This is a genomic window from Streptomyces sp. CA-249302, assembly GCF_050936785.1.
Classification (GTDB): Bacteria; Actinomycetota; Actinomycetes; order Streptomycetales; family Streptomycetaceae; genus Streptomyces.
On record NZ_JBNJMG010000001.1, the window covers coordinates 9650747 to 9663732 of the forward strand.

At 69.8% G+C, this 12986-nt stretch carries 14 protein-coding genes; 13 read left to right on the top strand and 1 reads right to left on the bottom strand.

Translation table 11 applies throughout. The features are described from left to right. Positions 1–42 precede the first annotated feature (42 nt). Positions 43–1374, top strand: coding sequence for an MFS transporter (locus tag ACQEWB_RS43525; protein WP_432841334.1), 1332 nt, complete (start codon positions 43–45; stop codon positions 1372–1374). Positions 1375–1483: 109 nt separating this feature from the next. Further along, on the top strand, positions 1484–2266 hold the full coding sequence (locus ACQEWB_RS43530) for an alpha/beta fold hydrolase (RefSeq protein WP_432841336.1): 783 nt from the start codon (positions 1484–1486) through the stop codon (positions 2264–2266). Positions 2267–2313: 47 nt separating this feature from the next. On the opposite strand, the gene ACQEWB_RS43535 is transcribed toward ACQEWB_RS43530, so the two are convergent. After that, positions 2314–2724: a cupin domain-containing protein gene (locus tag ACQEWB_RS43535; protein WP_432841338.1), complete on the bottom strand. Its 411-nt coding sequence runs from the start codon at positions 2722–2724 to the stop codon at positions 2314–2316. Between the two features lie 235 nt (positions 2725–2959). Here ACQEWB_RS43535 and ACQEWB_RS43540 point away from each other — a divergent pair, with 235 nt between their 5' ends. The 11 genes from ACQEWB_RS43540 to ACQEWB_RS43590 all read left to right on the top strand — a co-directional run bounded on the left by ACQEWB_RS43540 (position 2960) and on the right by ACQEWB_RS43590 (position 12983). Then, positions 2960–3526: a carboxymuconolactone decarboxylase family protein gene (locus ACQEWB_RS43540; RefSeq protein ID WP_432841340.1), complete on the top strand. Its 567-nt coding sequence runs from the start codon at positions 2960–2962 to the stop codon at positions 3524–3526. Positions 3527–3555: 29 nt separating this feature from the next. Further along, positions 3556–5067, top strand: a complete 1512-nt coding sequence (locus ACQEWB_RS43545; protein ID WP_432841342.1) for a sugar ABC transporter ATP-binding protein — start codon at positions 3556–3558, stop codon at positions 5065–5067. After that, positions 5064–6074, top strand: a complete 1011-nt coding sequence (locus tag ACQEWB_RS43550) for an ABC transporter permease (protein WP_432841344.1) — start codon at positions 5064–5066, stop codon at positions 6072–6074. Before ACQEWB_RS43545 ends, ACQEWB_RS43550 begins: the two co-directional genes overlap by 4 nt. Before the next feature lie 55 nt (positions 6075–6129). After that, entirely contained in the window at positions 6130–7086 is a 957-nt protein-coding gene (locus ACQEWB_RS43555; RefSeq protein ID WP_432841346.1) for a sugar ABC transporter substrate-binding protein, read from the top strand. 45 nt (positions 7087–7131) lie between these two features. Next, complete coding sequence (locus ACQEWB_RS43560; protein ID WP_432841348.1) at positions 7132–8043, top strand: LysR family transcriptional regulator; 912 nt, start codon at positions 7132–7134, stop codon at positions 8041–8043. 151 nt (positions 8044–8194) lie between these two features. Continuing rightward, entirely contained in the window at positions 8195–9106 is a 912-nt protein-coding gene (locus tag ACQEWB_RS43565; RefSeq protein WP_432841350.1) for a VOC family protein, read from the top strand. A 14-nt stretch (positions 9107–9120) separates the two neighbouring features. Beyond that, the gene (locus ACQEWB_RS43570) at positions 9121–10569 is read left to right on the top strand and encodes an NAD-dependent succinate-semialdehyde dehydrogenase (protein ID WP_432841352.1); all 1449 of its coding nucleotides are present in this window, start codon (positions 9121–9123) and stop codon (positions 10567–10569) included. Further along, positions 10566–11336, top strand: a complete 771-nt coding sequence (locus ACQEWB_RS43575; RefSeq protein WP_432841354.1) for a fumarylacetoacetate hydrolase family protein — start codon at positions 10566–10568, stop codon at positions 11334–11336. The genes ACQEWB_RS43570 and ACQEWB_RS43575 overlap by 4 nt, the downstream gene beginning before the upstream one ends. Then, a complete protein-coding gene (locus ACQEWB_RS43580; RefSeq protein ID WP_432841356.1) occupies positions 11333–11704 on the top strand; it encodes a VOC family protein in 372 nt (123 codons plus the stop codon). The genes ACQEWB_RS43575 and ACQEWB_RS43580 overlap by 4 nt, the downstream gene beginning before the upstream one ends. A 26-nt stretch (positions 11705–11730) precedes the next feature. Beyond that, positions 11731–12516, top strand: a complete 786-nt coding sequence (locus tag ACQEWB_RS43585; protein WP_432841358.1) for an alpha/beta fold hydrolase — start codon at positions 11731–11733, stop codon at positions 12514–12516. Then, complete coding sequence (locus tag ACQEWB_RS43590; RefSeq protein WP_432841360.1) at positions 12513–12983, top strand: GlcG/HbpS family heme-binding protein; 471 nt, start codon at positions 12513–12515, stop codon at positions 12981–12983. The genes ACQEWB_RS43585 and ACQEWB_RS43590 overlap by 4 nt, the downstream gene beginning before the upstream one ends. Positions 12984–12986: the final 3 nt, after the last annotated feature.

Genomic DNA, 12986 nt, shown 5'->3' on the forward strand with positions numbered 1-12986 from the left:
CTCCCTAGCGTCTAGCGCACCAAGTACGAGAGGTAACCAACGATGTCTTCCTCCCCCTCCCCGACCGCGTCCGCTCGCGTCAGCAGACTGGCCTTCCTGGTCATCGGACTGTGCTGGCTGGCCGTGCTCTTCGACGGCCTCGACATGTTCATCTACGGCTCGGTGCTGCCGCACCTGCTGGAGACCAAGACCTTCGGCCTCACCCCCGACATGGCCGGCGACCTGGGCTCCTACGCCACCTTCGGCATGCTGGTCGGCGCGCTGACGGCGGGCACGGTCGCCGACCGGATCGGCCGCAAGAAGCTACTGGTCGTCTGCGTGACGATCTTCTCGCTGGCTTCGGCGATCTGCGCGGTCGCCGGCAGCGTCGAGGTCTTCGGCCTGGGCCGCACCCTCGCGGGCGTCGGCCTCGGCGGTCTGCTGCCGACCGCGATCAGCATGGTCTCCGACTACGCCCCGCGCGGCCGCACCGCCATCGTCATCGGCATGCTGATGACCGCGCACCACGCGGGCGGCATCCTCTCCGCCTACGTCGCGAAGTGGCTGATAGACCCGGTCGGCTGGCGCGCCGCCTTCTGGGTCTGCGTGGCCCCGCTGGTCTTCGCCCCGGTACTGGCCAAGTTCCTGCCCGAGTCGCTGAGCTTCCTGGTCGCCAAGGGACGGACCGAGGAGGCCGCCTCGCTGGCCGCCCGCTACGACGTCGAGCTGCCCGCCGCGGCCGGCAAGAAGACGGCCGCCGACCGCTGGGACGCGCTGCAGAACCTGTTCCGCGGCGGCGAGTGGGTCCAGACCCTGCTGTACTGGTGCGCCTCCTTCGGCGGCCTGCTCCTGGTCTACGGCGTCGCCACCTGGCTGCCCACCCTGATGCGCACCGAGGGCTACGCGCTCGGCGACGCCCTGTCCTTCGTGGTCGTCTTCAACCTGGGCGGCATCGTGGGCATGCTGGTCGCCGGCCGGGCCGCCGACCGCTTCGGCGCCCCGCGCATCTCCGCCCTGTGGTTCGCGCTGACCGCCGCGGGAGTCTTCCTGCTCAGCGTCCACATGGCGCAGACCGTCACGATGATCGTCGTCTTCCTCACCGGTGTCTTCCTCAACAGCGCCCAGACGATGATCTACGCGACCGTCTCGATCCGCTCCACCCCGGAGAACCGCGCCACCAGCGTCGGCTGGACCTCCGGCATGGGCCGCTTCGGCGCCGTCTTCGGCCCGTGGCTCGGCGGCCAGCTGCTCGCCGCGGGCAACGGCGACTGGGGCTTCACCGCCTTCGCCATCGCCGGTCTGTCGTCCATGGTCTTCATCGGGATCGCGGCCCTGCGCAGCCCGAAGAAGGGCGCCCCGGCCGACGCCGACCAGGAGCTGGTCGCCGCTCACTGACCGCTCACCGGGGACCAGGACGGACGCCGGCCACCGCAGGGGACGCGGGGGCCGGCGTCCGGCGTGCGCAGCGGATGCGATCAGCCGGTGACGGGGTCACGCTCGGTGTATGAGCGAGCGTTGGGACGTCCGTCGCGCCGGCCCCGCCGAGGCCGCGCACCGGGTGCTGATGATCCCCGGCGGGCTGTGCTCGACCGAGTTCTACGCCGATGTGATGGCCGAGCCCGCCCTCGCCGGCCTGAGCCTCGTGGCGGTGACCCAGCCCGGGTTCGCCGGGACCGCCCCGCCCGAGGACGTGAGCATGGAGCACTACGCGGAGCTGATGGCACGCTTCGCGGACGACACCGGCTGCGATGTGCTGGTCGGCCACAGCCTCGGCGCGAACGTGGCGATCGAGATGGCCGCCGCCGGGCTGTTCAAGGGCCCGCTGGTGCTGCTGTCACCGACCTTCTCGCGCGGCGACGAGGCGAAGTTCCTGGCGGTGATGAACACGCTGGGGAAGGCGCCGGGGCTCGGCGGCGCGGCCTGGGCGGGCATGCTCAAGGTGCTGCCCAGGGCGATGAAGCGCGAGATGCCGGCCGACCGGGCCGAGACGCTGTCGGCCGACATGGCGGGCAACGACTGGGCGGTCTGCCGAAGGATCGTACGGCGCTACTACGAGTACCTGGACCGGTATCCCTCACTGGTCCCGCGGCTGTGCCAGGCCGCCGTCCCGGCCTGGGTGGTGCGCGGCGACCACGACGAGATCGGCCTGACGGACGGCGAACGCCGGGACCTGGAGGCCTGCCCGCACGTCCGCATGGTCACGGTGCCCGACGCCGGGCACATGCTCCTGGTCGAGCAGCCCGCCCGCGTCGCGGATGTGATCGTGGACGCGATCGCCTCTCGCTGAGGCTGTCAGAGCTCGACGACGAGATCCGGTACGTCGACCTCGTCGGGTCAGTCCTTGCCCATCTGGTCCTCGGCGGACAGGTGCTCCACCGTCTTCCCGGTCTCGGTGAACGTCCGCGTCACATGGCCCGAGGAGTACACCCACAGGATGCGCAGGGGAGTGTCCCCGACGTTCCGGAACAGGTGGGGGATGGGTGACGGAATATAGGTGGTGTCGAACTGCTCCAGCTTGGTCACCTCGCCGTCGACCCACACCTCCGCCTCGCCCTCCAGGATCGTCACGTGCTCGTCGCAGTTGTGCGAGTGCAGCGGGGCTCCGGAGCCGACCGGGTAGACGCTCATCCCGCTGGTGATCCTGTTCTCGCCGTTCGCCGACGGCGTGGTGATCAGCGGCGTCGTGACGACGGCGCCCCCTCGGTCCAGCAGCGGGACCGACGCGACCTTGATGATCGTGGTCATCCGGAGTTCCTCTCCACTTCGGGATGTTGCGTCGACCGACGTTAGGCGGCGTCCCCTCTGTTGGGTGCCCTCCAGCGTGCACCTTTACGTTGCAGTCCGAGGGGGGCTGAGCTGCCGGAACCCGGCTGTACGGTCGGCTGGCGTCGCACGGCTTCCCGTTTCCGTGCCAGTAACGCGCCGGAAAGAAAAGGCAGGTATCGGCCAGATGAGGCTCCCCGTTCTCAGCGAAGAGGAAATGGATGCGCGGCAGCAGGAGCTGGCCGCCCGCATCGCCGGCCGGCGCGGTGCCGTCCGCGGCCCGTTCCGCGTCTGGCTGCACAGCCCCGAGATGTGCGAGCGCGCCGAGTCCCTGGGCGCCTTCGCCCGCTTCGACTGCAGCCTCCCCAAGCACCTGCGCGAGCTGACGCTGCTGATGGCCGCCCGGAACTGGGACGCGCAGTACTCCTGGAACGCGCATGTGCACCAGGCGATCGAGGCCGGCATCCCGGAGGCCGCGGTCAAGGCCATCGCCGAGAAGCGCGAGGCGGTCTTCGACAACGAGGCCGACCAGGCCTTCTACCAGTTCTGCCGGGAGATCCTCGACGAGCACTTCGTCACCGACGAGACCTTCGCCGCGGCGCTGGCGCACTTCGGCTCCAAGGGCCTGGTCGACACCATCGGCGCGCTCGGCAACTTCACCATGCTCGGTATGTGCCTGAACACCTTCCAGGTGGACCTGCAGGCCGACAAGGAGCCCCCGTTCCCCGACATCCGCGGCTACGGCCGGGTCGCGCCGGACGGCGACGACCGTACGCAGCCATGACCGACCCGGCCAGACAGGGAGGCACCGTCGTGACACCGACGAGCGACGCGCTGCCCGCGGCGGTGCTCCGCGTCCGGGGCGTCACCAAGAGCTTCGGCGGAGCGGCCGCCCTCAAAGGCGTCGACCTCGACCTGTACCCGGGTGAGATCCACGCCCTGATGGGCATGAACGGCGCCGGCAAGTCGACCCTGGTGCAGATCCTCTCCGGGGTCCACCAGGCCGACGGCGGCACGGTCGAGGTCGACGGACACGTGCAGCACGGGCTGACCGTGCGCAGGGCCCGCCGCCTCGGCATCGCCTCGGTCCCGCAGCGCCGCGAACTCGCGATGGGCCTGACCGTGGCCGAGAACGTCCTCCTCGGCGACCTGCCCACCCGCGCCCGCACCGTCCACTGGAAGGCGGTGCGGGACGCGGCGCGCGAGGCCCTGCACGCGCTCGGCATCGACATCGACGTGGAGCGCACCGCCGGTTCGCTCAGCGTTGCCGAACAGACCATGGTCGAGGTGGCCCGCGAGGTCCGCCGCGGCGGCCGCATCCTGATCCTGGACGAGCCGACCGCCTGCCTCAGCGCCGAGGCGGCCAACCAGATCCGGGACCTGGTACGGAAGTTGCGGGACGAGGGCGTCGCCGTCGTCTACATCTCGCACTACATCGACGAGGTCATGGCCGTCGCCGACCGCCTCACCGTCCTGCGGGACGGGGGAGTGGTGCGCACGGCACCCGCCACCGAGATGGACCATGTGGAGCTGGTACGGGCCATGGTGGGCCGGGACGTGGTCTCCACCCGACCCGAACGCCCCGCCCCCAAGGACGAAGTGGGCCTGTCCGTAAGGGGGTTGACCCACGGCCGGGCCATCCGGGACTTCACCGTCGAGGTCAGGAAGGGCGAGATCGTCGCCGTCCTCGGGCCCGCCGGGGACGCCCAGTCCCGCCTGTTCGACCTGCTCTCGGGACGGCAGCGCCCCGACACCGGCGAACTCCACGTCGAGGGACGGACGGTGCCCTTCGGCCGCATCGCCGCCTCGCTCGGCAGCGGCCTGCGCTGTGTCACCGGCGACCGCCGTGCCCTGGGCCTCGTCCCGGAGCTCTCTCTGGACGAGAACCTGATGCTTGCCGACGACCGCTTCGCGCGCCGGCGTCTGCACCGCCGTACCGAACTCGCCCGCCGCGCCGCCCCGTTGAGGCGTAGCTACGGCGTGAAGGCCCTCGCCGGCAACCCGCCGGTGAGCGCGTTGTCCGGCGGCAACCAGCAGAAGGTGCTGCTAGGCAAGTGGCTGGAGACCTCGCCCGCCGCCTGCTTCCTGGAGGACCCCACCAACGGCGTGGACATCGCCGCCATGGCCGACATCCACGCCCTCGTCGACGACCTCGCCTCCCGGGGCGTGGCCGTACTGCTCGCCTCCTCCTCCGCCGAGGAGGTCATGCGCCTGGCCGACCGGGTCGTCGTCGTGAGCGCCGGCCGCACGGTCGCCGAGCACGACATCACCGCCATCACCCGCGACGAACTCGTCGCCACGGCCCTCGGAGGCGAACCGCAGTGAGCGTCAAGACACTTCCCGATGCCCCCGGCGTCTCCGACCCGCCCAAGTCCCGTATGTCCATAGGCGGGTTGCGCGACATCCCGCACGCCGGGCTGATCGTGGTCCTCGCCCTGGTCGTGGTCTTCACCGCCGTCCAGAGCGACACCTTCGCCACCGACCGCAACATCATCAACGTGCTCGGCCAGATCAGCGTCAACGCGGTGCTGGCCGCCGGGCTCACGCTGCTGATGACCGCGGGCGGCATGGACTTCTCCATGGGCTCCAACGTCGCCGTGACGGCCGCCGTGGCCGCGAAACTCCTTGCCGGCGGACACGCCACGACGTACGCGGTGGTGGTCGCGCTGCTCCTGGGCACCGCGATCGGGCTGGTCAACGGGCTGGTGGTGACCTTCACCAAGGTGGCGCCGTTCGTGGCGACCCTGGCCTCGGCCACGCTGCTGGACGGCGTCGCGCTGCTGGTGCACGACGGCAACACCATCTCCATCGGCACCCGGATGTTCGCCCTCGGCAACGACAAGGTCCTCGGTGTGCCGTACCTGCTGATCGTGGCGGTCCTGGTGCTGGTCGCGACGGCGCTGGTCATGCGGTTCACCGTGTTCGGCCGCGACGCCTTCGCGATCGGCGGCAACGAGCACGTCGCCCGCCTCAGCGGCATCGACGTCACGGTCCGGAAACTCACTCTGTACGGCCTGACCGGCACCCTCTCGGGCCTCGCCGGACTGATGCTCCTCTCCCGCCTCGGCTCCTCCAGCCCCGGCGGCACCGCGGGGCTCTCGCTCCAGCTCGCCGTCGTCGCGGCGGTCGTCATCGGCGGCACCTCCCTCGCGGGTGGCTACGGAACCGTCGTCGGCACCGCCCTCGGCCTGGTGCTGCTCGGTGTGGTCGCCAACGCGCTCAACCTCCTGGATTTCTCCAGCAATTACCAGCCCGTGTCGGTCGGCGCGGTCCTGCTCGTCGCGGCGATCGCCAATGAGATGCACAAGGCGCGCTCCGCTTCCCGGCACTGAATTCCCGTAATTCCCCTGCGATGTGACCTGCTCCTCCTATGAAAGGCGGCACCTCATGAGATTTTCCGCCCGCTCCCGCAGCGCGCTGTTCGCCACGGCCGTGACCTCCACCCTCGTACTGAGCGGCTGTGGCAGCGACAAAGGCAGTGACAGCGCCTCTTCCGGCGATGTGACCCTCGGCTTCGTGAACGGCGGCGACACCAGCTTCCACACCTGCCTGCAGAAGGCCGTCGAGCAGACCGCCAAGACCCAGAGCGCCAAGGTCTACACCGCGAACTCGCACCAGAACGCCGGCACCGAGCTGTCCAACATCGAGGACATGATCTCCCGCAACGTGAGCGCGCTGATCGTGCAGACGGTCAACGTCGACTCCCTCAAGGGCGACATAGCCAAGGCGAAGGCCGCGGGCATCCCGATCTACCTGACGTCCGTCGCCACCAGCGACGTCGACGACATCCTCGGCGCGGCCGTCGTCGACCTGAAGAAGCTCGGCAGCCTGGACGCCGGCTGGATCGCGAAGGACGCGGGCAGCAAGGACGTCAAGGTCGGCATCGTGGCCGGCGCCCCGGGTGCCGCCTCCGACCTGATGGTGGGCGGCTTCAAGAGCGCCCTGCCGGCCAACGCCAAGGTGGTCGCCAACCAGCCCGGCATGTTCAACCCGGCCAAGGCCCAGGACGTCGCCGAGAACATGATCGAGGCCCACCCGGACCTGGACTACGCTTTTGTGGCAAACGAGGACATGGCCTTCGCCGTCCGCAAGGCCTTCGACGCGGCCGGCAAGAAGGACGTCAAGATCGTCACCGCGAACGGCACCGACGAGGGTCTCGCGGCCGTGAAGAGCGGAGAGTTCTCCGCGACCGTGGCGAATTCGGCCATGACGATCGGGGACACCGCGGTGAAGAACGCCGTCGGTCTACTGGCCAAGAAGAAGGTTGACAAGATTGCCAACATTCCTCTTGTCTTGGTGACCAAGGACAACCTGAGCGAAGCGCCTCAGTACTGCCCCAAGTAAGACACCCCCCTCACGACGAGGTGAGCGGGAGGGCCGGAGGAAAAAATGGATCGCTTGCTCCTGATGCACAGCTTCGTCACCGTCGCACAGGTCGGCAGCTTCAGTGGTGCCGCCAAGAAGCTGGGCTCGTCGGGCTCGCTGGTGTCACGGCACGTGGCGGAGCTGGAGCGGCAGGTGGGCGTACGGCTGGTCAACCGTACGGCCCGCTCGGTGAGTCTCACCGAACCAGGTCGGCGCTATGCGGAATTCGCCGAACGCATTCTGAACGAGATCGAGGCCGAGGACGCCGGGATCGCCCATCTGCACGACCGGCCGGAAGGCACCCTCAGCATCATCTGCCCCAAATGGATAGGCAGCCTCGATCTCGGAGACGCCATCGCCGCCTTTTCCGCGGCCCACCCGAAAATCCAGGTCAGATTCGAACTCGGCGGAATGTCCGACCGCACCTACGATTTCCTGGACGGCGGATTCGACGTCGCCTTCCACACCCGGGACCTCAGGGACTCCAGCGTGCGACTCAAGAAGATCGCCTCGCTGCCGTTCGTGCTGTGCGCCTCCGAGGAGTACCTGAACCGCGAGGGCCCGCTGGAGGAACCCAACGCCCTCGCCAACCACGACTGCCTGGTCCATGTGAACGACCCGGTCTGGCGCCTGGGCCACGGCCATGCCTCCACCCTGCACAAGATCCGCAACATCGCCTTCTCGTCGAACTCCTACCTCGCCCTGCAGAAGGCGGCCGTGCACGGCCGCGGCATCGCGCTGCTGCCACAGCGTCCGGCCTACGACGACCTCGTCTCCGGAGCACTGCGGGTGCTGCTGCCCGACCTCGCGGTGCCCGACCGCCCGCTGTACGCGATCTACGGTCCCGGTCAGGGCACCCCGCGCAAGATCAGCGTGTTCCTGGACTTCCTCACCGACTGGTTCTCGCGGAACCCCATCCCCGCGATCGACCACTAGGTCCGGTGCGGCGGACCGCGGGCGCGGCCGTCGTGATCCGCGGACGGGCGCGGGCCGCAAGAAACGATTGCGGATTCCGACCCGTCCGCTCCGTTGAGCCTGCGGCCTGCGGAAATCTAGGCTCACAGGCGACCCGCGAAAAGAGGAATCCATGGGAATCCAGAGGATCGAATCGGTCACCTACGGTGTCGACGACCTCGACGAATGCGTCCGCTTCTTCGACGACTTCGGGCTGTTCCCGGTGGAGCGGACCGACGAGCACGCCGTCTTCGAGACGCTCACCGGGCAGACGCTCCACCTGGACACCCTCCCCGGCCCGCTGCTGCCGCCGCCGGTGGAGGCCGGGCCGACCCTGCGCGAGGTCGTGTGGGGCGTCGACACACCGGAGGAGTTGGAGCGGCTGGTGGCCGCCGTCGCCAAGGACCACGAGGTCCGCGAGAGCGCCGACGGCGTCCACCACGCCGTCGACGAGACCGGCTTCGGCGTCGGCCTCACCCTGGCCCGCCCCAAGCCGGCCCCCGTCACCCCCCGCCCCGCCAACGCGCTCGGCAACGTGACCCGCTGGAACACCGCCCTGGAGGCCATCGAGCGGGTCCGCCCGCTGCGCATGTGCCACGTGGCCCTGAACATCCCCAAGCCGGGCAAGGACGAGGCGGTCGCCTTCTACACCGGCCTCCTCGGCTTCCGCCCGACCGACGTCGTCGAGCCGATGGGCGTGTTCATGCAGGCCCCGGGCGACCAGGACCAGCACACCATGCTGCTCTGCCACCGCCCCGACCGGGCCGGGGTCAACCACATCGCCTACGAGGTGCCGGGCTTCGACGACGTGATCGAGGGCGGCAACCACATGATCGAGAAGGGGTGGCGGGAGGCGCGCCGACTGGGCCGGCACACGGTCGGCTCCAACGTCTTCCGCTTCGTGCACGCCCCGTGCGGCGGCCGGGTCGAGTACGCCGCCGACATGGACCGGGTCGACGACAGCTACGAGACACGGCACCACGAGACGACCCCGCCCCATCACATCTGGGCCCTGCGCACCAACCGCGACAACGAAGCCTCTTGAGAGGGCACCCACCCATGACGACCGACCACGGCTACCCCGCCGTCCGCATGTACATAGCGGGCGAGTGGTGCCAGGGCGGCACCGGACGCACCGCCCCCATCGTGAACCCCGCCACCGAGGAGGTGATCGGGGCAGTACCCCTCGCCACCACCGCCGACCTGGACCGCGCCCTCCAGGCCGCCGACCAGGGCTTCCGCACCTGGCGCAACACCTCCGTCGCCAAGCGGACCCAGATCCTGCACGCCGCCGCCGACCTGCTCACCGAGCGCGCCGCCGAGGTGGGCCGGGTCATGACCCTGGAGCAGGGCAAGCCCCTCGCGGAGGCCACCGGCGAGGCCCGCCGGGTCGCCGACACCCTGCGCTGGCACATCGAGGACGCCCGCCGCGCCTACGGCCGTATCATCCCCTCGGCCCCCGGCACCGTGCTCACCGTGCGCCGCGAACCGGTCGGCCCCGTCGCCGCGTTCGTGCCGTGGAACTTCCCGGCCGGCGGTCCCATGCGGAAGATCTCCTCCGCGCTGACCGCGGGCTGCTCGATCGTGATCAAGGCTTCCGAGGAGACCCCGGCGACGGCTGCCGCGCTGGTCGCCTGCTTCGCGGACGCGGGCCTGCCGGCCGGTGTCCTCAACCTCGTCTTCGGCGAGCCGGCCGAGGTCTCCGCCCACCTCATCGCCTCCCCGATCACGCGTCTGATCGCCTTCACCGGCTCGGTCCCCGTCGGCAAGCTGCTGGCCGCCGAGGCGGGCAAGGTCATGAAGCCCTCGCTCATGGAGCTGGGCGGCCACGCCCCGGTGATCGTGTGCGCCGACGCCGACCCGGCCATGGCGGCCCGCCGTGCCGCGCAGGCGAAGTTCGTGAACGCCGGACAGGTGTGCACCTCGCCCAGCCGCTTCCTGGTCCACGAGAACCTGGTCGAGGAGTTCACCGCCGAGTTCGTGAAGGCCGCCGAGGCCGTCGTCGTCGGCGACGGACTGGCCGAGGGCACGAAGATGGGCCCACTGGCCAACGAGCGCCGCCTCGAGGCCATGATCCGCCTGGTCGAGGACGCCGTCGCCAAGGGCGCCAAGGTGCTCACCGGCGGCGAACGCCCGGACCGCCCCGGCTACTTCTTCACGCCGACCGTCCTGACCGACGTACCGGCGGACGCCGACCTCCTGCACGAGGAGCCCTTCGGGCCGCTCGCCCCGATCGTCCCCTTCACCGACCTCGACGAGGCCCTGAAGACCGCGAACGAGCTGCCGTACGGCCTCGCCGCCTACGGCTTCACCAGGTCCGCCGCCACCGCCGAGCGCCTCTCGGACGAGCTGGAGGCCGGCATCCTCTCCCTCAACCACTGCGGCGGCTCGGTCCACGAGGCGCCGTCCGGCGGGGTGAAGGAGAGCGGTTACGGCCGCGAGGGCGGGCCCGAGGCCCTGGACGCCTACCTGGTCACCAAGCGCGTCTCCCACCTGCTGGTGCCATGAGGTACGCGCGAGTCCTGATCGACGGCCGGCCGGTGTGGGGCCGGGTCGGGGAGGAGGACGTGGAGCTGCTGTCCGGTTCCCCTGTCGAGGGCGAACCGGAGGTCGTCGGCGCGGTCGCCCGCCCGACCGCCGTATGGCTGCCGCCGGTCGTGCCGCCCGTCTTCTACGCGGTCGGCATGAACTACCCGCGGCACATCGCGCACGCCGGCGTCGAGACCCCGGCCCGCCCCGAGATCGGCTATCGGGCCAACAACGCGCTGACCGGGCACGGTTCGCCGATCGTGAAGCCCGCCGAGGTCGAGGGCCGCTTCGAGGCCGAGCCCGAACTCGTCGCCGTCATAGGCCGTACGCTGCGGCACGCCACCTACGAGGAGGCCCGCAAGGCCGTCTTCGGCTGGACGATCGGCAACGACGTCAGCGCCCGCGCCTGGCAGCACCAGGACCGCACCTTCTGGCGCAGCAAGAACAGCGACACGTTCAAGCCGATGGGGCCCTGGATCGACACCGACGTCGACGCCCTCGCCCAGACCACCACACTGCGGGTCAACGGCGAGGTCCGGTCCGAATTCCCCACCGGTGACATGGTGTTCGACCCCTTCGACTACCTCGTCGAGATGACCAGACACCTCACCGTGCACCCCGGCGACGTGCTGTGGATGGGCGCCGAGTCCGTCTGCCAGATCGAGCCGGGCGACACCGTGGACGTCGAGATCAGCGGCATCGGCGTGCTGTCCAACCCCGTACAACTCGAAGGGAACCAGCCATGAGCAAGGCACCCCGCTACATCCACCACGTCAACTTCCCCACCACCGACCCCGACCGCACCGCCGAGTGGTACACCAAGGTCTTCGGGATGAAGCGCATCCAGCCCAAGTCCAACACCAAAGTGGTGCTGATGACCCGGGGCAACTTCGACCTGCACTTCACGCCGGTCGAGGAGATGGAGCGCATGGCGCCCTACCACTTCGCGGTCGAGGTCGACGACTGGGACGAGTTCCTCGCCCACATCACGGAGCTGGGCATCCGGCACACCCGGCCGATCGAACGCCCCGAGAACCAGTCGAAGTTCTGCTACATCCACGACCCCGACCACACCATGATCGAGCTGGTCTGGCACGGCAAGCGCCCCAACTAAGTCTGCACGTACGGGAGTTCACCCTCATGCCTATTGCCGACTCCGACGGCACCTCCATCTACTACGAGCGCCACGGCAGCGGTCCGGCGATCCTGTTCGTGCACGGCAGCGGTGGTCATCACGCCGCCTGGTGGCAGCAAGTGGCCGCACTGCGCGAGGAGTTCACGGTCGTCACCGTGGACCTGCGCGGCTTCGGCAAGTCCGACTCGTCGATGGACGAGTTCGACGGCCAGGACTTCCCCGGTGACGTCGTCGCCGTCCTCGACCAGGAGGACATCACCGATGCGATGCTCGTCGGCCAGTCCATCGGCTCGGTCGCCGCCCTGCGCGCCGGACTGCTCCGCCCCGAGCGCGTCTCCTCGGTCGTCCTCGGCCACTCCCTCGGCGGCATCAGCCATCCCGAGCTCAAGGAACTGGCCGCCGCCGACCGCGCCGAGGCCGTCAAGCTGCCCGTCATCGACCGCCTGCTGACCAAGGAGTTCCAGACCGGCCGCGCCGATCTCACCTTCCTGTTCCAGCAGATGGGCACCTTCAACGTCGCCAAGATGCAGGACCTGCGCAACCTCGACACCAACGGCCCCTCCCTGGAGGAGATCCAGGCCTCCGGCGTCAAGGTCGCCTTCCTGGCCGGCGAGAAGGACGCGGTGCTCAGCGTGAAGACCGTCACCCGCGCCCACGAACTCCTCCCCGGCTCGCACCTGGAGATCGTCGAGGGCGCCCCGCACTCCATGTACTGGGAGACGCCCGACAAGTACAACGCGGCGCTCGCCCGTCTGCGCCACACCCTCACCGCACCGAAGGAAGCCGCATGACCAGCCTCACCCTGGACGCCGCCGAGGAGCTCATCGACGCCGCCCACAAGCGCGCCCAGGCGATCGGCAAGGCGGTGAGCGTCGCGGTCGTGGACGCCGGCGGCTTCCCGATCGCCATCCGCCGCCCCGACGGCGCCCGCCCGCTCACCCCCGACATCGCCCGCGCCAAGGCGTACACCGCGGCGATCATGCAGCGCCCCGGCAAGATGCTGAAGAAGTGGCAGGAGAGCCAGCCCGTCTTCTTCTCCCAGCTCTCCCAGCTCCCCGGCGCCGCCATGCCGATCATGGCCACCGAGGGCAGCGTCACCATCAAGAAGGACGGCGAGATCATCGGCGGCCTCGGCATCGCCGGCGGCACCGCCGACGAGGACCAGCAGATCGCCGAGGAGGTCCTCCAATCCCTCGGCTACGAACTGGAGTTCGCCGCGTGGGGCGTTTCCGGCAAGCCTTCTGGAAAGGACGCGTGAACC

What these genes read in the sequence shown, in the direction of transcription:
- ACQEWB_RS43580 (WP_432841356.1), top strand. Translation starts at nt 11,333, where the DNA reads ATGAGCAAGGCACCCCGCTACATCCACCACGTCAACTTCCCCACCACC.
- ACQEWB_RS43540 (WP_432841340.1), top strand. Translation starts at nt 2,960, where the DNA reads ATGGATGCGCGGCAGCAGGAGCTGGCCGCCCGCATCGCCGGCCGGCGC.
- ACQEWB_RS43590 (WP_432841360.1), top strand. Translation starts at nt 12,513, where the DNA reads ATGACCAGCCTCACCCTGGACGCCGCCGAGGAGCTCATCGACGCCGCC.
- ACQEWB_RS43575 (WP_432841354.1), top strand. Translation starts at nt 10,566, where the DNA reads ATGAGGTACGCGCGAGTCCTGATCGACGGCCGGCCGGTGTGGGGCCGG.
- ACQEWB_RS43535 (WP_432841338.1), bottom strand. Translation starts at nt 2,724, where the DNA reads ATGACCACGATCATCAAGGTCGCGTCGGTCCCGCTGCTGGACCGAGGG.
- ACQEWB_RS43560 (WP_432841348.1), top strand. Translation starts at nt 7,132, where the DNA reads ATGGATCGCTTGCTCCTGATGCACAGCTTCGTCACCGTCGCACAGGTC.
- ACQEWB_RS43565 (WP_432841350.1), top strand. Translation starts at nt 8,195, where the DNA reads ATGGGAATCCAGAGGATCGAATCGGTCACCTACGGTGTCGACGACCTC.
- ACQEWB_RS43570 (WP_432841352.1), top strand. Translation starts at nt 9,121, where the DNA reads ATGACGACCGACCACGGCTACCCCGCCGTCCGCATGTACATAGCGGGC.
- ACQEWB_RS43585 (WP_432841358.1), top strand. Translation starts at nt 11,731, where the DNA reads ATGCCTATTGCCGACTCCGACGGCACCTCCATCTACTACGAGCGCCAC.
- ACQEWB_RS43555 (WP_432841346.1), top strand. Translation starts at nt 6,130, where the DNA reads ATGAGATTTTCCGCCCGCTCCCGCAGCGCGCTGTTCGCCACGGCCGTG.
- ACQEWB_RS43530 (WP_432841336.1), top strand. Translation starts at nt 1,484, where the DNA reads ATGAGCGAGCGTTGGGACGTCCGTCGCGCCGGCCCCGCCGAGGCCGCG.
- ACQEWB_RS43525 (WP_432841334.1), top strand. Translation starts at nt 43, where the DNA reads ATGTCTTCCTCCCCCTCCCCGACCGCGTCCGCTCGCGTCAGCAGACTG.